The sequence below is a fragment of the Undibacterium sp. GW821-FHT11H02 genome (assembly GCF_058808015.1).
The window spans coordinates 26,882-46,901 of sequence record NZ_JBXARG010000013.1; the positions used below are offsets into that span (position 1 = coordinate 26,882).

Annotated in this window: 17 protein-coding genes; 6 read left to right on the top strand and 11 right to left on the bottom strand. The window is 48.8% G+C overall.

Features of this window, described 5'->3' with window-relative positions:
* Window positions 1–4 precede the first annotated feature (4 nt).
* The gene (locus AC1RR2_RS13790; RefSeq protein ID WP_493222839.1) at window positions 5–2,401 is read left to right on the top strand and encodes a beta-L-arabinofuranosidase domain-containing protein; all 2,397 of its coding nucleotides are present in this window, start codon (window positions 5–7) and stop codon (window positions 2,399–2,401) included.
* A 31-nt stretch (window positions 2,402–2,432) separates the two neighbouring features.
* Here the strand turns inward: AC1RR2_RS13790 and AC1RR2_RS13795 are convergent, their stop codons facing one another.
* Together AC1RR2_RS13795 and AC1RR2_RS13800 are read right to left on the bottom strand one after the other, a co-directional pair.
* Window positions 2,433–3,302 (bottom strand): hypothetical protein, encoded by an 870-nt coding sequence (locus tag AC1RR2_RS13795; RefSeq protein ID WP_493222840.1) that lies wholly within the window; start codon window positions 3,300–3,302, stop codon window positions 2,433–2,435.
* Between the two features lie 62 nt (window positions 3,303–3,364).
* The gene (locus tag AC1RR2_RS13800; protein WP_493222841.1) at window positions 3,365–3,649 is read right to left on the bottom strand and encodes a hypothetical protein; all 285 of its coding nucleotides are present in this window, start codon (window positions 3,647–3,649) and stop codon (window positions 3,365–3,367) included.
* 191 nt (window positions 3,650–3,840) lie between these two features.
* Here AC1RR2_RS13800 and AC1RR2_RS13805 point away from each other — a divergent pair, with 191 nt between their 5' ends.
* A complete protein-coding gene (locus AC1RR2_RS13805) occupies window positions 3,841–4,299 on the top strand; it encodes a winged helix-turn-helix transcriptional regulator (RefSeq protein ID WP_493222842.1) in 459 nt (152 codons plus the stop codon).
* 72 nt (window positions 4,300–4,371) lie between these two features.
* On the opposite strand, the gene AC1RR2_RS13810 is transcribed toward AC1RR2_RS13805, so the two are convergent.
* The 4 genes from AC1RR2_RS13810 to ggt form a co-directional block, all read right to left on the bottom strand.
* Window positions 4,372–5,043 carry a DNA alkylation repair protein gene (locus AC1RR2_RS13810; protein ID WP_493222843.1) on the bottom strand — a complete coding sequence of 224 codons (672 nt, stop codon included), beginning with the start codon at window positions 5,041–5,043 and terminating at the stop codon, window positions 4,372–4,374.
* Window positions 5,044–5,066: 23 nt separating this feature from the next.
* Window positions 5,067–5,954, bottom strand: a complete 888-nt coding sequence (locus AC1RR2_RS13815) for a UCP032817 domain-containing protein (protein WP_493222844.1) — start codon at window positions 5,952–5,954, stop codon at window positions 5,067–5,069.
* 133 nt (window positions 5,955–6,087) lie between these two features.
* Window positions 6,088–7,383, bottom strand: coding sequence for an NRAMP family divalent metal transporter (locus tag AC1RR2_RS13820; protein WP_493222845.1), 1,296 nt, complete (start codon window positions 7,381–7,383; stop codon window positions 6,088–6,090).
* Window positions 7,384–7,453: 70 nt separating this feature from the next.
* Window positions 7,454–9,280, bottom strand: a complete 1,827-nt coding sequence (ggt, locus tag AC1RR2_RS13825) for a gamma-glutamyltransferase (protein WP_493222846.1) — start codon at window positions 9,278–9,280, stop codon at window positions 7,454–7,456.
* Between the two features lie 272 nt (window positions 9,281–9,552).
* Between ggt and AC1RR2_RS13830 the strand changes: the two genes are divergently transcribed.
* A complete protein-coding gene (locus AC1RR2_RS13830; RefSeq protein WP_493222847.1) occupies window positions 9,553–10,011 on the top strand; it encodes a GNAT family N-acetyltransferase in 459 nt (152 codons plus the stop codon).
* A gap of 48 nt (window positions 10,012–10,059) precedes the next feature.
* Entirely contained in the window at window positions 10,060–10,479 is a 420-nt protein-coding gene (locus AC1RR2_RS13835; RefSeq protein ID WP_493222848.1) for a hypothetical protein, read from the top strand.
* A gap of 81 nt (window positions 10,480–10,560) precedes the next feature.
* Here AC1RR2_RS13835 and scpC read toward each other — a convergent pair whose 3' ends face one another.
* Entirely contained in the window at window positions 10,561–12,090 is a 1,530-nt protein-coding gene (scpC, locus tag AC1RR2_RS13840) for a succinyl-CoA:acetate CoA-transferase ScpC (protein WP_493222935.1), read from the bottom strand.
* Between the two features lie 241 nt (window positions 12,091–12,331).
* On the opposite strand from scpC, the gene AC1RR2_RS13845 reads away from it, so the two are divergent.
* Both AC1RR2_RS13845 and AC1RR2_RS13850 read left to right on the top strand, forming a co-directional pair.
* Window positions 12,332–13,111, top strand: coding sequence for a M48 family metalloprotease (locus AC1RR2_RS13845; protein ID WP_493222849.1), 780 nt, complete (start codon window positions 12,332–12,334; stop codon window positions 13,109–13,111).
* Between the two features lie 219 nt (window positions 13,112–13,330).
* Window positions 13,331–14,518, top strand: a complete 1,188-nt coding sequence (locus AC1RR2_RS13850) for a GGDEF domain-containing protein (protein WP_493222850.1) — start codon at window positions 13,331–13,333, stop codon at window positions 14,516–14,518.
* On the opposite strand, the gene AC1RR2_RS13855 is transcribed toward AC1RR2_RS13850, so the two are convergent.
* The 4 genes from AC1RR2_RS13855 to AC1RR2_RS13870 all read right to left on the bottom strand — a co-directional run bounded on the left by AC1RR2_RS13855 (window position 14,499) and on the right by AC1RR2_RS13870 (window position 19,924).
* Window positions 14,499–14,672, bottom strand: coding sequence for a hypothetical protein (locus AC1RR2_RS13855; protein ID WP_493222851.1), 174 nt, complete (start codon window positions 14,670–14,672; stop codon window positions 14,499–14,501). The genes AC1RR2_RS13850 and AC1RR2_RS13855 overlap by 20 nt on opposite strands.
* Before the next feature lie 128 nt (window positions 14,673–14,800).
* Window positions 14,801–16,204 (bottom strand): aspartate kinase, encoded by a 1,404-nt coding sequence (locus AC1RR2_RS13860; RefSeq protein ID WP_493222852.1) that lies wholly within the window; start codon window positions 16,202–16,204, stop codon window positions 14,801–14,803.
* A 23-nt stretch (window positions 16,205–16,227) separates the two neighbouring features.
* Window positions 16,228–16,656, bottom strand: a complete 429-nt coding sequence (locus tag AC1RR2_RS13865) for a hypothetical protein (RefSeq protein WP_493222853.1) — start codon at window positions 16,654–16,656, stop codon at window positions 16,228–16,230.
* 382 nt (window positions 16,657–17,038) lie between these two features.
* Entirely contained in the window at window positions 17,039–19,924 is a 2,886-nt protein-coding gene (locus AC1RR2_RS13870) for a M16 family metallopeptidase (RefSeq protein WP_493222854.1), read from the bottom strand.
* Between the last annotated feature and the right edge of the window lie 96 nt (window positions 19,925–20,020).

A 20,020-nucleotide genomic window follows, 5' to 3' on the forward strand; every position in this document is an offset into this window, starting at 1 on the left:
ATCGATGAGCAAGAATATTTTGTCAGAGCAGCGGCGACGCCATTTGCAAACTTATTGGCGCGTTGCTGCGTCTTTGAGTTTCTTACCTTTGAGCACTTCTGTTAACGCTACCTCAACAACTAAGTCTAGTTTGCCCACCAGCGCTAAAGCAGTGCCGCTGGATCAGGTGCGCTTACTACCATCTCCCTACCAGAATGCCTTGAAAGCGAATCAAGCTTATTTGCTGCGTCTGAGTGCGGATCGCTTTTTACATAATTATCATAAGTTCGCGGGTTTGCCAGTGAAGGGCGCGATTTATGGCGGTTGGGAGTCGGACACGATCGCTGGTGAGGGTTTGGGGCATTATTTGTCGGCATTGGCATTGATGTTTGCACAAACCGGTGAGCAGGAATTCAAACTAAGAATCGATTACATCATTGATGAACTACTGCATGTGCAGGCTGCGCATGGGGATGGCTATATCGCAGGTTTCATGCGTAAGCGCCCGGATGGCAAGATGGTGGACGGCAAAGAGATTTTTGCAGAAATGTTAGCCGGGGATATCCGCTCGGCTGGATTTGATTTGAATGGTTGTTGGGTGCCGTTTTATAACTGGCACAAAGTGTTTGCCGGCTTATTCGATGCGCAACAACTTGCCCACAATCCGCGTGCATTACAAGTTGCGTCGCAACTGGGAAATTATATAGAACGTTTCTTCGCCGGTATCGACGATGAAGGCTTACAAAAAATCCTGAATTGCGAGCATGGCGGTATTAATGAAAGCTTTGCTGAATTGTATGCGCGTACAGGCGAGCAGCGTTGGCTAAAACTCGCTTTGCGCCTGTATCACAATAAAGTCTTGCAGCCTTTGTCGCAACAAAAAGATGAGTTAGCGAACACGCACGCGAATACCCAGATTCCCAAGTTGATTGGTCTGGCGCGTCTCTACGAAGTGCATGGGCAAGCGCAACATGCGAGCGCCGCGCAGTATTTTTGGCAGCGTGTCACGCAGCATCATAGCTATGTGATAGGTGGTAACGGTGATCGAGAATATTTCTTTGAGCCTGACACCACGGCCAAACATTTAACTGAACAAACTTGCGAAGCCTGCGGTAGCTACAATATGCTCAAGCTCACGCGACATTTGTATAGCTGGGCACCGGATGCGGCGTATTTTGATTATTACGAACGCGCGCATTTGAATCATATTTTGGCCCATCAAAATCCGGCGACTGGCATGTTCACTTATATGACGCCTTTGATGGCCGGCGTAGCACGTGACTATTCCAGCGAAGAGAATGATTTTTGGTGTTGTGTCCTATCGGGGATGGAAAGTCACGCTAAGCATGGCGATTCTATTTATTGGCAAAACGAAGACACCTTATTCGTGAATTTGTTTATCCCATCACGTTTGGATTGGAAACAGCAGGCAGCACAATTTGAGATGCGGACTGAATATCCGTATCAAGGTGAAATACAACTGCGTCTCAAACAGATCAAAAAACCTAAGCGTCTGCGTCTGGCTTTGCGCATACCTGCCTGGGCGCATGAGTATCAAATTTTATTGAATGGCAAAGCCATTACTACTGCAACGGAAAAAGGCTATGCTATTGTAGATCGGCTTTGGCGTAGCGGCGACTTGATCTCTTTGACTTTACCGCTGGCATTGCGTTTGGAAGCTGCACCGGGCGCGCCTCAAGTAGCATCTCTAGTGCGCGGTCCTATGGTAATGGCCGCGGATTTGGGCGCCGCCGAAAAACCGTTCGACGGTGTGGCACCTGCCTTAGTCGGAGCGCAGATTTTGCCGTCTATATCAATGATTTCAGCGACTGCGGCGCATTATCAAACGCAGGGCATAGGCCGTCCGTTTGATCTGCCTTTGCGTCCCTTCTATTCACAGTACACACGTCGTTCTGCGGTCTACTTTAATATCTATAACGACGCTGAATGGGCTGCGGCCGAAGTCGGTTTCCGTAAAGAGCAGGCACGCCTTTTGGAATTAAGCCGGCGTGCGGTGGATGTCATGCATTTAGGGGAAATGCAAGCTGAGCGTGATCATCAGTTAGAGGCAGATATTTCTTATCCGGTCGTCTATCGTGGCAAGAATGGACGCGATGCCAGAACCGGTGGTTTCTTCAGTTTTTATATGAAGGTCAAGCCCGGTGCTTTGATTTTGCAAGCGACCTATTCGGGCGAAGAAAAAAATCGCGATTTCACTATCACTATCGACGGTGTAGAGATTGCTCATGTCGTTCTGAACGGCGATAAAGCAGGTGAGTTTATCGAGCAAGATTATGTCGTACCCGAAGCACTCACCAAGGATAAAGAAAAAGTCTTAGTGCGATTTAATCCAGCCAATGGGCGTACCGCGGGGCCGGTTTTTGGTTGTCGCTTGTACACGGCAGAGAAGGCATCACAATAGGTCGGTGAGTGGGTGCGCCCTTCACGAACTCTCATAATCCCAGCCTGAATGCGGTGTAAATATCACGCGACCAGGTGACATTACGCCGTCCGCTGACTAGCCGTGCAAAGTCTTTCAACATATGCCAGCGCGCATTGCCGTCCGGGTAGCAATTGACGTAGTGACGATTGTGTTTTTTGCCGGATCGCCATGGTGTAGAGATGAGTGTACTGGCGTGAGCCTGACCTATTTGCTTCAGGCTAGTCAGGTAATGATTAGTGTAGACCGGATCAAAATAAGCTGTGTCGGCCTGCACACCACCATATACAAAAGGGACATTCGCCGCCATCGCAATGATGTGTTTGATCGGCGTGCTTCTCAGGCTTTCTAACTCAGGTGAGCACTGCCCGTTATTCGATAAAACTAAAAGCGGCTGATCTTTCTGTCGCGCCAGATAGATGTGAATATTGCTGCCAAAGTGGGAAAACGGCTGATCGACAAATTCGCCAAACATGCTTTCTAAGGTGGCGATCAAAGGTGCAGTAGAAGCAAACGCAGAGCGACCCAGCAATAATTTACTGATGGCCTGTATGCCCGAAAACCAATGAGCATGGTGTTGGCGACGGAAAATCTGCTCAGTTTTTGGATGGCATAAATCGTCTATGCTGATACGGTTTTGTGCCGTGCTAAATGCCATAAAACCAAACAAGGCAAAAACCGATCCTGAGAACGCATGAATAGCATCAAAATTATGCAGACGTTCTATGCCTATCGCGTTTAAAACGATGTACTGACGCGTCAATCCCGGCCCTGTGCTATCGAGTAGTAAGCAAGTTTCTTCCGCGTCGTGTGCGGCGAAGTGTTGGTCGATCTCGGCATGAACTCTGTGCTTGAGCGCGATCTGGGTGGCGGGTAATTGCATGATGTTTCCTTTTGTAATGGCGCAGTGGGGGCATTGATAGCTTGATTGCTCTCTTGCTTAACTCAGTCTGACGCAGGCTTTGCCGTGGTCGTTTGTGAGCTTTGTTGCGCCAAGATAGTTTTTGTGTCCTGCGGCGGGATTTTGATCTTGCTCGCCGTATTCGTTGCTGAGGCGGCGCTTGCAGGATGTTGTGCGACTAGTTCATAAAAATCGGCGAGCGGGCCGCGTTTGATCTCGGCATCAGCAATTACAGCGGGCTTTTTGTCGTTGGTCGTGACAGTTTGGGCAGCAGCATTTTGTGTCAAATGGCTGAGTAAGATGAGTGTAAGCAGGCTAAGTGTTTTCATGATTAAGCTTTCAAGTAAATGGTTAGAGCCGATGATCTTGGGAGTAAGGTGGCTAAACTGCGATCAGTTACTTGCAAAATGAAAGTAACTGATCGCATGATACTCAATAGACTTTCAAAATGCAAGTGTGTAAAATGAAGTATCTTTTTCTAGCGCTAAAATTGGCTAAAACTACCCTAAAGTGAATAAAAATGACAAAATCATCACAAAGAGCCTGCCCCGTAGTGCGTACTGCCAGTTTGATTGGTGATGAATGGGTCTTATTGATCTTGCGCGAACTATTCAAGCGCTCACACAAATTTGACGAACTGCAAAAAGGCACGGGAGCCGCCACCAACATTCTGACTAACCGTCTAAAACGCATGATGGACGCCGGCATCGTAGTGAAATTGCCGTATCAGGAACGACCACCGCGTTTTAAATATCGCTTGACGGAAGCAGGGCTGGGTTTGCTACCTTTGGCTTTGGAAATGATGCGCTATGGTGAAGACTGGATGCCATGCCCGCTGCCTACACCCTTACTGCTGCGCCACTTAAGCTGTGGTCAGATCACTCGCCCGGGACAAATTTGTACGGCATGTGGAGAGCCCTTGGTAGTGACGAATTTGCGCATGGAGGACAATCCTGCTGCGGTGTCGGAAGGGGCTTGAGGAGCTTGATTTGGATGGAAATCAGAATTAGAGGATTATTTTCTAAGCGCGCTAAAAGGAAGTTTAAGAATTTTACAAATGCTTCAAGGCTTCCCGCACGCTTAAACTCGATAATTGCGTGCGATGAGTCTCCACAAAGTCGGCTACTGCGTCAGGCTGCCATCTGGCGTAATCGCGCAGCGCCCAGCCTATGGCTTTGCGTATAAAAAAATCGTCTTCATGCGCCAGTGTTTGCGCATATCCAAAGAGTCGCTCTTGATCGGTCTCCAAGCGCCAGCCTAGTTGATGAATCATGGCGATGCGGCGTACCCACATATTGGGATGCTTTACGGCTTTGTCCATATGAGTTTGAAATTTCTGTGCGCGGCTGGCGAACAACATATCGCTAGTCACCGAAGCTAGGCCGTCGACGCTATCCCACCAGGATTTCTCTTGGGCTAAGCTCAGCATCAAGCTAAGTTGGGACAGACCCAATTTCTTTTTGTGTGTCGTCAGCAAATCTATGGCAGCGTGTTGATATTCTCGCTGAGGTAGCAACCATAAAGCGCGGACCAATTGCTCTAAATCTGAAAGATCAAAATTGACTTTACCCAATTCCATGATCAGTGTGCGACGTAAGGGTGTTTTGATTCCTAGAAAATCAAACTGATCGCGTAGATAACTACGCATTGCCCTGGCGTTTTCTGGATTAGCCTGCGCCAAAAAAGCAGCTTGAATTTGATGGTAATAAGATTCGACTTGCATGATTGCTTCCGTCTAATTCAGGCTTAAGAACTACTACAACTGCTGCCGCAACTACTACCACAGGTGCTTCCACTGGAGCTGCTATCAGCGCTGCTACCCGAGTCAGAGCAACTGTCCGATGAACCCGCATCCACTTTACTACAGCCCGTATAGTTGGAAGATGAACTACCCGTGCTACCCAAGTCAGCAGTCGAGCCAGTATCATTGTTTTGCGCAGCGATCAGTCCTGCTTGCTTGCGTTGATAATGTTCAAGCATGGGCGCTGTGATCAAACCGAATGCTAGCAATTCCATAGGCAGGAATGCGGCAGGAAATAGCATCGCACCAGTGCCTTGACCCAGCAAACTCATGTGCTGAAAACCCAATTTATCACCGGCCATGTCATAGCTATAACCGCGAGGCATATTCAATCGTTTATCCAAAGCAAACAGTGCAGGCGCGGTATGACTCAAGGCATCCTTGCCTTCGATGCGACGTAGTTGAACCAGCGAAGTCGCCAGCGCCTCTGCCATCGCGCCTTTCGTCTCGCCCTCCATTTGTGCTGCCGCCACATGAGGAATCGTGCGTCCAAAATGTTTTTGGCAAAAGCGATCGACATCCACGTCCGAAAAGCTAGCCTGAGGCAAATCCAGCCAGGCATGCCAAACCGAATCTGCGGCTTTCGAAGGGAGTGCGCAAACTGCCTTGCCTCGCTGACTAGTTTGCTTAACGCAATCAAAAAACATCATCAGACCTTCTGCCGCGCGGATATAAAAAATGGCATCGTCAGGGATGCCAGTAAATTCGTCTTTGGCGTGCGCCCGCCAATGAGGCAGCAGACCTGCCGGCAGCTCACTCAAAACTTTGCGATAAGGTGATTGCCGGATGAAGCGCTGGTAACGCAATTGTTCCAGCCAACTCTTTAGCGACATGAATGTCTCCTTATCCTCTATATGATAGAAACTAGGTAAGTGCTAGCCGGTGAGGGGCGTCGTGCTAGTTGTGCAGCGGTCTCGATTATAGTGCAATCAAAAAAGCCATGTGAAACTCAGCATATGCAACAGCTCACGCAAAACTCAAAGCAAACACACAAGCCAATATCAGTAGCAGGCTAATGAGGGCGGCCAATCTGGACTTGGTACCGATAACCGAGGCCCCCATAATCTCCGTGTTTTGCGCAATCAATAGCAAAGCGATCACATGTAAGGGCAACAGCACAGCATTAACCACCTGACTAGAGTAAATCAGAGGAATCAGCGGCAAGCCGGGTATCGACACCACGCTGACTGCCGCTACTGTAAGCAAGATGAACGCAGCATAAAAAAACTGAAAATGTTTAGAATCCAAATCGAGCGACGCTGGCTCGCCCATGCCCTCAGCAATCGAATATGCAGTCGCCACGGGGACGATAGCGGCCGCCAGCAAAGACGCACCAAGCAGTCCCACGCCAAATAAAATGGTGGAAAACGAGCCTGCTAATGGCTTTAACGCGAGAGCCGCGTCGCTGGCATTGGCGATGTGTATGCCTGATTTGTTTAAGGTCGCAGCGCAGGCTACTGCGATGGCAATGCCGATAATGCCGGTGAGTAGCGAGCCGATCACGACATCGACTTGCTCCCAGCGCAAATTGCTGATCGAGATTTTTTTGTCCACCGCATAGGATTGGATAAAAGCCAGCCCCCAAGGTGCCAGCGTAGTCCCTAGCGTGGCGGCAATCGCGATCCAGCCGGCCTGATCATCCGGTAAATGTGGGGCCAGAGAATAGTGCGCGACAGCCGCCCAATCGGGTGCGGCCAAAATGCCATCAACGATGTACAAGGCCAGTGTCGCGGAAATGAACAACAGAATTTTTTCTATACGATGAAATGAACCCAGTACAACGACCAGGCAAATCAGTATTCCAGCTAACGGCGCACTGATCCAAGACGGGACACCGATTAAACCCAGCGCCGCTGCAATGCCCGCGTATTCTGCACAGATAGTGCCAAAGTTGGCGAACAGCAGACCTATCACTGCCGCGTAACCCCAGGTGCGCCCCCAATGCTGGCGTATCACTGCGACAAAACCCTGTCCGGTGGCGGCACCTATGCGCACCGCCATCATGTGAAACTGCACTAGCAAGATAGTAGAAAAAGGGATGATCCACAGCAGGCGATAACCGTAGTCAGTGCCCAGTATCGAATAGGTGGTAATCCCCGCCGGATCATCATCGGATAAGCCAGCTAATAGACCTGGACCCAAGACCGCCATAAATGCGGCTAACCAACCCAAGCCTTTGACGCGAAATTGCGAAAACCGTGCCGCGATCCCTCGTTTATGATGCGCTATCGCATGAGGATGTTTGCGCACAATTTTTTTCATGAATTTCCTGAGGCGGTTATAGTAGCAAGCTTGTCGCAGATACTACACCCTTCGTTCCTCAGGGCTGATTCTAATGCGCCTTCTTTTGCGCTAAAGCGCTCCCTATGCCATGTCGCGCCGGTTCACTGATGGCTGTAACTGTGCCATCTGGATTAAAACGGATCGCATTGGCTGCACCAATTTCAGCGTCACTTTTATCGACGCTCCATCCGTGACCAAAGCGCGCCAAACCTGTGGCCTGTGCGCCGCCTATGAAATTGGGTTCGACTTGTGTCACTGCGCTATTGCGTTCCGACATACGGGGTGCCGCCAGCGCATCGGCCAGATTCATGCCGAGATCAATATGATTGACCAGGGTTTGCAAGACCGTCGTAATAATGGTTGAACCACCTGGGCTGCCAACGGTGAAAGCGGGTTTGCCATTCTTCAACGCGATGACAGGTGCGATGCTGCTGCGCGGGCGTTTACCGGCTTCCGGACTATTCGGATGCGGTGCGCTGAAATCAAAATCCGTCAACTCGTTGTTCAGCAAAAAACCATAGCCCGGCACCACCATGCCATTCCCACCCCAGTCTTCTATCGTATAGGTATAGGCGACGATATTGCCATCCTTGTCGCTGACGGTTAAATGGGTGGTGTGGGTACTTTCTTCCTTGTTTCCTTTGATTGCGGGATGCGCCGAATTGGCAGATAAGCGTGGGCGCAAGGGGTAACTAGGATCATTTTGAAATGGGAAAGGATCACCAGGCAGTGCATCGCTGCTACGACTAGCGGCCTGATTGAGGCGCAGTTGTTGCGCTCTTTGTTTGCTGTATTCTTTACTCAGTAAGCCATCGACTGGTACATCCACATATTCGGGATCACCGATGTAGGCATTGCGATCAGCAAACGCCAGACGCGAGGCTTCCAAGTACAAATGTTCTACTTGCTGGCGCGACATTTTCTTTGTGTCAAAATTTTCTAATAAATTCAAGGCCAGCGCGACCGTGATACCGCCACTGCTCGGCAAACCTAAAGCATACAAATCGTAGCCACGATAAGTGCTATGTATCGGTTGACGCAGGCGCACTTCATAGTTGAGCAAATCTGCTTGGGTCATAAGGCCAGGCCGGACTTGGGCGCCATTCACAGTCGGCGGCTGATTGACTGTCTTGAGTAAAGCATCTGCGATAGGGCCGCGATAAAAAACATTGGCACCACCTTGCGCAATCGCCTTATAGGTTTTAGCTAAATCGGGATTCTTAAAATGAAATCCCACTGGCAGGGCTTTACCGTTCTGCATGTACAAAGCATTGCTAGAACTGTACAAAGCAAACTTGTGACTAGCACCTGAATTCAAATGATGAAAGATAGGTGTGATCGCAAATCCTCGTTCTGCAGTGCGGATTGCCGGTGCCAGCACCTGCTTAAACTGCATGGTGCCATAACGTTTTAAAGCTTCATCCCAACCGCGCACCGTACCTGGCACACCGACCGCTCTGCCACTACTGATGGCATCGTCCGACTCCAAGGGTTTACCGTCTTCAATAAACAAATTGGACGTCACAGACGCAGGGGCCGTCTCTCTATGATCGAGTGTAATAAAACGCTTTTCCTTGGCCAGATAAATCATCATAAAACCACCACCGCCTATGCCACAGCTAAATGGATCTGTCACACCCAAAGTCGCCGCCGCAGCCACCGCTGCATCAATCGCATTGCCACCCTGATTGAGTATCTTCATGGCGGCTTGTGAGGCTTCTTCGTTAATTGTCGCAACCGCGCCGCCAGTACCAGTGGCTATCGGTGTTTTTGTTGTCTGAGGCGGGCGATTAGGATTGCCGGCAAACGCGTCAGTGCTTTGTGCGCTGAAAGCACAAAGCAAAATGAGAACTAAGGATTTTTTGGTGAGACTCATTTCATTTCCTGAATAAAAACAATCCCTACAAGATAGCTCAAGCAGCTTCCTTGCGTCGGTTTACACTGGAAAAATTGTGGGAAATTAGCTTAGTTGAGCTTAGTTAAGAATGGATTGTTGCATTTTTGTGGCGGGGCGATCGGCGATCGCGAAACGCAAAAACTTCGAAAGTTTTCAAAGGCAAAGTAGAGATTGGTAAAATGCGAATTAATTATTGCACTTTGTGCCTACCTTAACCATATCAAGCTGCCGCCTTAACTAGTAAACACCACATGAATATAACAAGCAGAAGCATGACCGCAAGCGACATAGCCGATGTCGCGCAGCTATTTGATTTGTACCGCCAGTTCTACGAGCAAACAGCCAATCCACAACTTGCTTATGACTTCATTCACGATCGATTTACGCAAGGAGAATCGGTCGTGTTAGTTGCTGAGAGCACCGAAGTGGGTATGCTGGGTTTTTGCCAACTGTATCCCACGTTTTGCTCGGTCGAAGCTGCGCCTATTTATTCTTTGTACGATCTTTTTGTTATACCCGAGGCGCGCAAATCTGGCGCGGGTCGTCAGCTATTGTTGGCCGCCGAAGCCCGAGCCGCTGCTGATGGGAAAGTCAGAATGGATTTGACGACGGCAAAGACTAATTTGCCCGCGCAGTCCTTGTACGAAGCCTTGGGTTGGGTGCGAGATGAGGTTTTTTATGCTTACAATCGAATTCTTCCCAAAAAGTAATTTCACGTGAATTTACAGAATTGAATACGTATTTGATGGAGTAGCTCGATGTTTAAATTTGCTGTTTTTTCGTCTATATTACTAATGTCGTTCCCAAGTGCCGCCTGTAGTTGTGAGAAAAATCTAAAAGCACAGGTAAGTGAAGCTGACAAAATAATCGTAGCAAAAGTCATTTCTGCAAGATATCAATCTGATACAAACGAAAATTCATTTCCTCATGTACAAGCAAATATGGCGGTGATCAGATTGCTTAAAGGTAAGGCTGCAGAAAATGTCGTCGTCGAGACTTCACCACCAGGTGAGGGCTGCGGTGTTCCAATGACGATTGGGCAAACTTATATTATTTTTTTGCACAAAAACACCCAATACGTTGGGATGTGCGGCGGCTCGCATGAACTTCTTGGTTTCGAGGAGAGGACTATGCCAGACGAAATTTTGTCTCTCGTTAGGAAGCTACCTAAGAAGTAAATAATGCATATGAACTTTTTCGTAGAGCACGAAAAAACTTGTTTAAAAATTAGCGAGTTATTTGATGATTTGTTTGCCTATTTACTCAGAGCTTTCCAACATGCTCCCAGTCTCACGATAGCGCGTATGCCAGGCAAAGGCCTTTTCTAATAAATGGGGTGTCTGTCCGCCACGGATTTGAGCCTCTTTGACGTAGTCTAGTAACATGCTGCGATAGGGCTCAGCGACGCAGTTTTGTATGATGCATGGGGCACGTTCACGTGGTGCCATGCCGCGTAAGTCGGCCAGACCGACTTCGGTGACGATGATATCGACATCGTGTTCGGTATGATCGACATGCGACACCATAGGGACGATGCTGGAAATTTTGCCGCCTTTGGCGACAGATTTTGTCGTAAAAATAGACAGATAGGCGTTGCGCGCAAAATCACCTGAGCCGCCGATTCCATTCATCATGTGTGTGCCACCGATGTGGGTGGAATTGACGTTACCGTAAATATCGACTTCCAGCGCCGTGTTGATGCCTATGATGCCCAAACGTCGTATCACTTCGGGATGATTGCTAACTTCTTGCGGACGTAGTAGCAGTTTATCTTTATAGCGTTCGATATGATTAAATACCTCGTCATGCTTTTTGCTGGAAAGCGTGATCGATGAGCCAGAAGCAAAATCGAGTATGCCCGCATCAAATAGATCGAAGGTGGAATCTTGTAAAACTTCTGAGTACATCGTCAGATGTCGGAAAGGGCTGGCTTTGAAACCGGCCAAAACGGCATTGGCGACCGTGCCTATGCCGGCTTGCAGTGGCAACAAAGCATTTGTTAAGCGACCGGCTGCGACTTCATGTTCAAAGAATTTAATTAAGTGTCCGGCGATGGCGTCCGTCTCTGCATCTGGCGGCGCGACGGTGGAAGCGCTATCGAGCTTGTCCGTGACCACGATCGCGACAATCTTGGCGGGATCAATTTGAATCGCTGTGGTACCGACCCTATCGTGGGCGGACATCACCGGAATAGGGTCACGATGTGGGCGTTTGCCTGGAATAAAAATATCGTGCATGCCTTCTAAACTCAGAGGCTGACTCAGATTGATTTCGATAATGACCTTTTCAGCCAGAATGGCAAAGCTGGCACTGTTGCCGACTGAGGTGGAGGGAATGATGGCGCCGGTTTCGGTGATCGCAATTGCTTCGATGATGGCGACATCAATCGGCGCGATCTGACCGGCACGCAGATGTTCAACTGTTTCGGATAAATGCTGGTCTATGAACATGACTTCGCCACGATTAATGGCGGCGCGTAATACCGGATCGGATTGAAAAGGCATGCGACGTGCTATGACGTGCGCTTCAGTCAGTAGTTTGTCGACATCGCCGCCCATAGACGCGCCCGTCATCAGGGTGATTTGAAGCGGTGTATCCGGTGTAAGTAGCGCGCGTTGCGCCAGAGCCAGCGGCACCATTTTCGCATCACCCGAACGGGTAAAACCGCTCATGCCGACCGTCATACCATCTTGTATCCAGTTAGCGGCATCGCTGGCGGAGCAGAGGCGTTTTCTCAGTTCCTCCATGCGGATGCGCTCATGCAGTGCATCGGATTTGTTCGCTTGCATAGAGAGTTGCCTCGATTCCTGACCTGTGGAGAGGGACGGCATAGCGACTTCCTTGAAAATAAATGGCTGTGGGGAATGTAGCGGTATTGTACTGGTGTCAGCGCAAGCACAAAGCCAATATGCAAGCTAATAAATTTGCTATTTGTACAGGTCTTGATTTTTATCGTATCGCATTTCGCGTATTTTCACACTATGATGGGGAAATACCAACCGACTCTACCAACTTCATTCTATCAATCTCATGTCTTGTGTTCGACAAATTTTTTTAAGCATTTGTCTCAGTATCATCTTGGGTCAGGCTGCTGCTCACGATCCGATCAGCAATCAGGCGAACTCAGAATTACGTCCACCTTTAAGCTCGGCTCTGGTGATGGCCGGTGCCGAGAAAATGTATCGCCAACGCTTAATCGAAATTGAGCAGGCAGGGTATCTGGATAGGGATGCTGTGTTTTTGGCGCAGCTCAGGAAAATAGCGCAAACCTTAATTCTACGTGCGGCCCAAGACTATCCCGAAACCCGCCATTGGCAATGGGAGATCCATAGTAGTAGCGAAGCAGAAGACAGTGCCTACAGTATGGCGGGCGGTAAAATTTTGGTGAATCAGTTGCAGATAGAGCGCCTAAATTTGAATGATACGGAATTGGCGATGCTGCTCGGCCATGAGATTGCGCACAGCGTGCTGGAACATAATCGACTTGAATATGAACAGGCCTTGGTTTTGTTTCCAACCTGGCGCCAGCGTAGCTTCGAAGAACTGGAAGAGGCAGTCGATAATAATGAAAGTTTCTTGAACGCTTTGGCATCGCTATGTAAGCAACAGGAAGAAGAGGCGGATGCCGCGGGCTTACGATTGGCGCAGCGCGCCGGATTTCCATTGCCAGCCTTGGTGAATTTTTATAAGAAGCTCAGTCGTGCCAGCCATACTCCCAATTTTGACAGTAAGAGTCACCCAGCCCCGGCCAGACGCTGGATGGCAATGCGTGAATTGGCGCTGGTCTTAAGTAGAGAGCATGGCACTTAGATCAGCGCACTTTGTTTGTTGAGTGGGGATAGACATTTTTCCTGAGGTGTCCTAGCTTACTTCTGATCCATTTTTTACTTAGACGACAAAGCGGTCTATCTCGACGTTTCCACTATTCTAAAAATTTATTTCCCGTTAGAATGTTTTTAACACGAGATCCGGGTAGGGTTTTGTGTAAGCTATCTTTGGCAGACGTCACCACTTATTGAGAATACCAGCATGACGATAGATCCACGCACCATCATGGTGGTTTGGGCCGCACTAAATATCTTATTCGCTGGCATGCTGGCCTTAGTCGGTATGCATGCGGGCAATGTGCGCGGCATGCGCCAGTGGGCTTTGGGTGATTTGTTGATAGGCCTCAGTCTGGCGATTACCAGCCAGATTGTGATACCGCCGCCTTTGTTCGTCGTGGTGTTTGCTACCTTAACTTTAGGTTGCGGTCTGGGTTTGCTTTACAACGGTATAGAAGCTTTCAAAGGTGGACGCTGCCGCTACTGGATACCCGCTAGCCTGGCACTGATCATGTTGGCGAATAATACGATTTTTGGTATTTGGTTTTTTGAACCTAAGATTCGTATAGCTACTAATTTTTTGCTATTTGCCTTGGTGCATATTGTGTGTGCCCGAGCGCTCTTCGTACAGATTGCGCAACCTTTGCGCACTGCTTATTGGCTAGCAGCTGGATCGGTTTCTGTGATCGCTTTGTTGGCATTGCTACGTTTCATTACTATTTTATTTTCACCTGAGGCTTCGGTGCGTATGTTTACCGCTACCGGTGTCAACCCTAGCGTCTTTTTCTTCGCCAGCCTGGCGCAAATGTCGATGTCATTCGCTTTTATGCTCTTGATTAATTACACGCTGGCGAATGAACTGAAAGAATTGGCGGCAACCGATGCCTTGACCGGAATTTTGAATCGTCGCACGATAGAGGTGGAAACCATGCGACAGTTAGCCCAAGTCAGGCGCAGCGGTGACAATGTCGCGATCATGATGATCGATGTCGACTATTTCAAACAAATCAATGATCGTTACGGACATCCTGCCGGCGATGAAGTCTTGCGTCGTTTGGCGCATTTGATGCGTTCCATCGTACGTGGCAATGATTATGTCGCGCGTTATGGTGGGGAAGAATTCTGTATTTTGCTACCAGTCACCAGCGAGTTGCAAGCCGCCGCTTTGGCTGAGCGTTTGCGTCGCTTGTATTCTGAGCTCAGCATAGATTGGAATGGCACCCCATTGCAAAGTACGATCAGCATAGGCGTGGCAGATTCTCGTCAGGCTGGCACAGATTTGGAGGCTTTGATTAAAGCGGTAGACACGGCGCTGTATCAAGCCAAACACCAAGGCCGCAATCGCGTAGTACGTTTTTCGGAAGGCGTAGATGTTAGCCTTGCTGCGGTGTAATCTCTGATCCCTCTGGCACTTCTGGTACGCTAGCTAAACCCCTCGACAAGGGGGGTAATTTCTTATTGATCAAGGGCAAATTGCTGACTTCCGTTCCATCGGGACGCACAGCTTGCTGTGCTGATAACCAATCGCCATTATCTTTTTGTTCCATGATCTCTCACCACCTGATTTGAATAGATTTCTAATAAAGCAGAAATCTTAAAGGCAGACTCAGTCTATGGGGAAACTGAGTCGAGTATCCTTGTTGTAGCTCAAACAAAAATCACAAGCGACGAGAAATCAACGTCCAAAAAACTCCGCATGCACTAATTGCAGAGCCAGTTTCTTATCGTCTTGATGCACCAGCATATACGCCGCAACTTCACTAGCACCAGCGGCTGCCAGGTTGACACGTACGCCGCCTGCCAAGGCTGCGGATAAAGCACGGCTAGCGATCGCACTGCCCACGTCGGAGGCGTGTAAGACGCCATCGCCTACGACTGCCACAATCGCAACCTGATCGTCTTTGGATACTTCAACCACGCCTGCCAGATGGTGTTCTGCTACGGCAGCATAGGCAGCTTCCAAATGATCGCGCGCCAGTAAAATATTAATCGCCGTTTGTGCGGTCAGCACGCTCTTGATATTGATGTCATGCTGATCCAGCGTATTCGTCACTTGCGCCAAGATGCCCGGTTTAAAGCCGACACCAGGACCGTGTAGTTTGAGTATCGCCACGTCTTCCGTCGCACTGACGCTTTTCACCACATCGCGCGTGACGGTGCGTTCGGCATTGATGATGGTGTAAGGCTGTAAGCCTCGTTCTGGTTTGGTGATATTTAAAATGCGAATCGAAATATCTTGATCGAACAAAGGCTCTACCGTGCGTGGATGCAAAATCTTGGCACCGAAGTAGGACAGCTCCGCTGCTTCGAGATAATTTAACTGGGCAATCGAACGCGGTGCACTGACTGAGCCGGGGTCGGCGCTTAAAAACCCGTCAACATCTTTCCACACATCGAGTGATTCTGCGCCTATGCAGCGGGCGATAGAGGCGGCTGAATAATCCGAACCACCACGTCCAAATAGCGTTGTTTTGCCATCGCGGTCAACACCGTAAAATCCAGGCACCACGATGATCTCATCGCCGCTTAAAGCTTGTGCTACGGAGTTGGTACTCGCAGCAAAATCACAGGCCGAATTACCAAATACGCCGTCGGTGACTAAACCGATATCTTCCGGCAATGCTTCACGTGCCTTGATGCCGCGGCTCAGTAACACTTCGGTTAATAATAAGCTGGACAGACGTTCGCCATAACTCAAGATCGCATCGTTCACAAAGGTAGGCACATCGCCTATACAATGAATACCCGTTAAGTAACGCTCCAACTGATCGAGTCGCACACCCAAGGCTTTTTCCGTGCGAGCTCTGTGTTCGGCATCTTTAATATTCGCTTCTAGTATTTCTTTTTTTAAGGCACGCAGGGTTTGCGTGTAGTCGCGGCTGTCCGCTAACGCGGCTTTGGTACCAGCACCTTCTTTTGCACTTTGCACACAAGCGATCAGCGCATTGGTGATGCCATAAAACGCCGACACCACCAAGACCAGCGGGCGGTTGTAGGTTTGCACGACATTGATGACGCGATCAATATCTTGCGGCTGGCGTAAGTTAGAACCACCAAATTTGACGACAATTTTCTTCATAACATGTTTCCTGTAGCCTTCAATTATTGTAATGTCGCAGCCAAAACCACCCTAGCTCGGGCGTAATTTGCCATGCGCATGGCTTGTTCTGGACTAGCCGCCATATTCCCGACGACTTGTGCGTGTTCTTCTACATCGGCTTGCTTTACCCGCGCCGCCAAAGGCATTTGTATCACGCGTTGTATGTAATCGTCGTAAGTTTCGTCAGGCCGTCCGGTGAGGATTTCGACTGCTTGTACAATGTCGCTGGCAAATCCTATTTCCAATAACTGCTGTGCATGCATACCGCCATCCTCGATCACGTCGTGCAACATCGCGACCTGACGTTCGTCGTCGGCCTGCAAGCGCAGCATGACCCGCATACAGTGCAATACTTCGGGATCACCATCTTCGCCAATACGACCAGCATGGGCACGTGCCGCTGTTTCTATGGCTATTGCGAGTGTGGACATGTTCATTCTTTCTGTAGTGGTGGCGATTTGTTTGCTAATGTTGTAGCCCAATATTGTAATCTGAATGGAATGCTTAGGAATAGGCGGTCGCATCAATTGATGCAGGACATTCGTGAAGGTATTGTGAATCGTCCTAAATACAAAAGAGCTAAGCGCAAAGGCGCAGTGAGCGCAGAGAAAGGCAAAAGCCAAATTTTCTCTGCGTTCTCTGCGCCTCTGCGGCGAGGTTCTATTGCGATACTTGACGATGTCATTGCTATGCAATTATTGCCTCGATAAAAGCAAAACGTCCATCAAACTGCTTGTTTGATGGACGTTCGCTTTTTTACTTACTACTTATTGTTTCAAGCCCGAGTTTGCCAAATCCGCATTTAGCGAGTGACTATTTATTCAACAAAACCGGCTCACCAAAACCCAATTCCTTCATGCGTGGTAACTGCGTTTTTGCATCGCCAACGACCAGCCAGAACATCTTGTTTGGATCGAGATACTTCTGTGACAAAGACTTGATTTGTTCGACTGTCATCGCCTTCACGATTTGCTCGCGATCTTTGACATAGTTAGGTGTCCAGCCATATTTGCTGATGTTTTCCAACATACCGAGTTTGGCATTCGAGGTTTCGAAAGCGCGCGCATTACTCTTGATCAGGAAGCTCTTAGTGGTTTCCAAGTCGGCATCAGAATAAGTCATGGCGTAGTCTTGCAAGATTTGTTTGACTAATTGCGCTGATTCCAAAGTCACATTGGTACGCACGCCGCTACTAATACTGAAATCGCCCGTGCTCTTGCTGCCTGAGAAACCAGAGCGTATGCCGTAGGTATAGCCTTTGCCTTCGCGCAGTTGCTGAGTTAAACGTGAGGCAAAGCCACCACCGCCCAAAATGTAATTCATTACTGTGGCAGCGTAGTAGTCTTTATCGGTTGCAGCTAATGCCGGATAGCCGATTTGTAATACCGATTGTTTGGCATCCGGCACATCGACGAAATAGACCTTCGCAGTGCTTGCGCCTGAACTAACAGCAGCAGGCGCTGGCATCTCCACTTTTTTGGCTTTCCATTTTTTGCTCAAATCCTTGAGCGAAGCGCTAACACCGGTTTTTTCTAAAGCACCGACTACATGCATTCTAGCCACAGAGGGTGACAAATTTTTAGCGTAGTAGGCTTTCAAATCGTCCAGCGTAATGGCGTTAATGCTGTCCGCGCTACCCAGAATATTGCGTGAGCGGATATTGTTTTCACCGTACAGCAATTTACTATAGGCGTTGGCGGCGATCGCATTTGGATTCGCTTCTTGTTGGCGAATTTGGCTGATGACGCTTTGTTTGAGTAAGCCGAATTCTTTTTCATCCCAACGTGGCTCTAACAAGATTTCTTCTAACAAGGCGATAGTCGCCTGGTAATTACGTGCCAGCGTATTGACCGTGATGCGTATATCTTCGGTGCGCGCTGAGACGTTGATAGACGCGCCTAATTGTTGAATCGCTTCTTCCAATTCTTGCGGTGTTTTCTTGGCAGTACCTTGCGTCATCATGCGTGCCATCAGATTGGCAACACCGACTTTGTTGATGTCTTCTAATAGCAGACCTCCATCGATGATGATGTCAAACTGCATGAGCGGCACTTCATCATTTTGTATGCCATAAACCCGCATGCCGTTGGCTAATTGATTGTTCCATACTTTAGGAATTTTTACCTCGGCAGCAGCGCCGTAAGCCGGCTCTTTGTCGCGAGCGATTTTTGATGGTGTCTTGGTATAAGTAGCATTGATGTTAGGATCTACCGCGGCCTCTGCACCTTGCACAATTTTTTCTTCCGCAACTTCAGCTTTTGTCGAGCCGCTCAAAGCCAGATTCAGCTTGCCTTTAGGGACAAAACTGGTCGCCACATAATTTTTACCCTTCACATATTTTTCGTACACGCGCATGACATCAGCTGGCGTGACGGCCAATATGTTCTTGATGTCTTGTTCCACGTAGCCAGGATTACCCGTCAGGTAATTGTATTCGGCGAGTTGGGAAGATTTGCCCAGAACGCTGGATAAGGAATTGTAGAACTGGGTTTCTTGTCCGGCCTTAATACGATTTAAATCTTTTTCTGAGATGCCGGTCTTTTCAAACAAGGCGAATGCTTCGTTTACTGCGCTTGCCACTTCATCTAAAGACTTACCATCGAAGGCCCGCACGCTGAGCATGAATTGGCCTGCCACTTCGGAGGTACGGTTGCCTATGCCCACGTTGGAAGTGAGTTTCTTATCTTCTACCAGCACTTTGTAAAATGGCGCTTTTTTACCGCGTGACAGATATTCACTGAGCACGTCGAGCGCATAAGAATCGGCATGTAATTGTTCTACCGCAGGCCACACCATGGTCAGTGCCGGTACGCGGGCGAAATTATCTTCGTGATACAGCTTCACCGTTTCTTTGACAAAGCCTGCGCGTTTGGCGAGCGGTTTGACTTCTTCACCACGTTTGATTTCACCGAAGTATTTCTCTACCCATTGTTTCGCTTGTGCTGTATCAAAATCGCCGGCAATCACTAGCGTCACGTTGTTAGGTACATACCAGCGACGGAAGAATTCTTTGACGTCATCCACCGTCGCATTTTGCAAGTCTTCGAGCGAGCCTATCACTTGCCAATTGTAAGGATGGTCGGTCGGATATAAGGCTTTGTCTATCACGTAGGAGGTATGTCCATACGGATTGTTATCGACGCTTTGGCGTTTCTCATTCTTAACGACTTGTTTTTCTTTCGCCAGCACTTGATCGGTCACGGTATTGATAAACCAGCCTAATTTGTCCGCCTCGGCCCAGATCATTTTTTCCAGTGCATCTTTAGGTACCGTTTGCAGATAGTTAGTACGATCCTGCGAAGTGGAACCATTCGCACCCGAGCCGCCTATGCGCGCCGTCATTTTATCCAGACCACCTTTGCCGAGATTTTCGGATTCTAAGAACAAGAGATGTTCAAACAAATGAGCAAAGCCAGTGCGACCGGCTTTTTCACGGGCAGAACCGACATGAGCTGTTAAATTGACCGCAACCACAGGATCAGATCTGTCCACATGGAAAATCACTTCTAGCCCATTCGCCAAAGTAAATTTTTGATAGTCGACTTTCAGTGCGGCTTTCGCTTTGCCCTTGGATGGCGCGGTTTGTGGTGATTTTGCAGCTGGTTTGGGTGCGTCTTGTGCCAGCGTTGTGCTGAGGGGCAATAAACAGCTAGCTGCCAGAACCAGTGTGGATGAAACAGCTCTTGAAGCGACTTTCATAGGTTTTCCTTTTTTCGTTTTTTGATTATTGTTGCGTGAAATGATGGTAGATCTAATTTGTCTTTGCTGTGGTCGCTGCATCAGCAACGGCCGCAG

Bases quoted from the DNA above. Each gene is read 5' to 3' on its own strand.
- AC1RR2_RS13790 (WP_493222839.1), top strand. From the start codon at position 5: ATGAGCAAGAATATTTTGTCAGAGCAGCGGCGACGCCATTTGCAAACT.
- AC1RR2_RS13795 (WP_493222840.1), bottom strand. From the start codon at position 3,302: ATGCAATTACCCGCCACCCAGATCGCGCTCAAGCACAGAGTTCATGCC.
- AC1RR2_RS13800 (WP_493222841.1), bottom strand. From the start codon at position 3,649: ATGAAAACACTTAGCCTGCTTACACTCATCTTACTCAGCCATTTGACA.
- AC1RR2_RS13805 (WP_493222842.1), top strand. From the start codon at position 3,841: ATGACAAAATCATCACAAAGAGCCTGCCCCGTAGTGCGTACTGCCAGT.
- AC1RR2_RS13810 (WP_493222843.1), bottom strand. From the start codon at position 5,043: ATGCAAGTCGAATCTTATTACCATCAAATTCAAGCTGCTTTTTTGGCG.
- AC1RR2_RS13815 (WP_493222844.1), bottom strand. From the start codon at position 5,954: ATGTCGCTAAAGAGTTGGCTGGAACAATTGCGTTACCAGCGCTTCATC.
- AC1RR2_RS13820 (WP_493222845.1), bottom strand. From the start codon at position 7,383: ATGAAAAAAATTGTGCGCAAACATCCTCATGCGATAGCGCATCATAAA.
- ggt (WP_493222846.1), bottom strand. From the start codon at position 9,280: ATGAGTCTCACCAAAAAATCCTTAGTTCTCATTTTGCTTTGTGCTTTC.
- AC1RR2_RS13830 (WP_493222847.1), top strand. From the start codon at position 9,553: ATGAATATAACAAGCAGAAGCATGACCGCAAGCGACATAGCCGATGTC.
- AC1RR2_RS13835 (WP_493222848.1), top strand. From the start codon at position 10,060: ATGTTTAAATTTGCTGTTTTTTCGTCTATATTACTAATGTCGTTCCCA.
- scpC (WP_493222935.1), bottom strand. From the start codon at position 12,090: ATGCAAGCGAACAAATCCGATGCACTGCATGAGCGCATCCGCATGGAG.
- AC1RR2_RS13845 (WP_493222849.1), top strand. From the start codon at position 12,332: ATGTCTTGTGTTCGACAAATTTTTTTAAGCATTTGTCTCAGTATCATC.
- AC1RR2_RS13850 (WP_493222850.1), top strand. From the start codon at position 13,331: ATGACGATAGATCCACGCACCATCATGGTGGTTTGGGCCGCACTAAAT.
- AC1RR2_RS13855 (WP_493222851.1), bottom strand. From the start codon at position 14,672: ATGGAACAAAAAGATAATGGCGATTGGTTATCAGCACAGCAAGCTGTG.
- AC1RR2_RS13860 (WP_493222852.1), bottom strand. From the start codon at position 16,204: ATGAAGAAAATTGTCGTCAAATTTGGTGGTTCTAACTTACGCCAGCCG.
- AC1RR2_RS13865 (WP_493222853.1), bottom strand. From the start codon at position 16,656: ATGTCCACACTCGCAATAGCCATAGAAACAGCGGCACGTGCCCATGCT.
- AC1RR2_RS13870 (WP_493222854.1), bottom strand. From the start codon at position 19,924: ATGAAAGTCGCTTCAAGAGCTGTTTCATCCACACTGGTTCTGGCAGCT.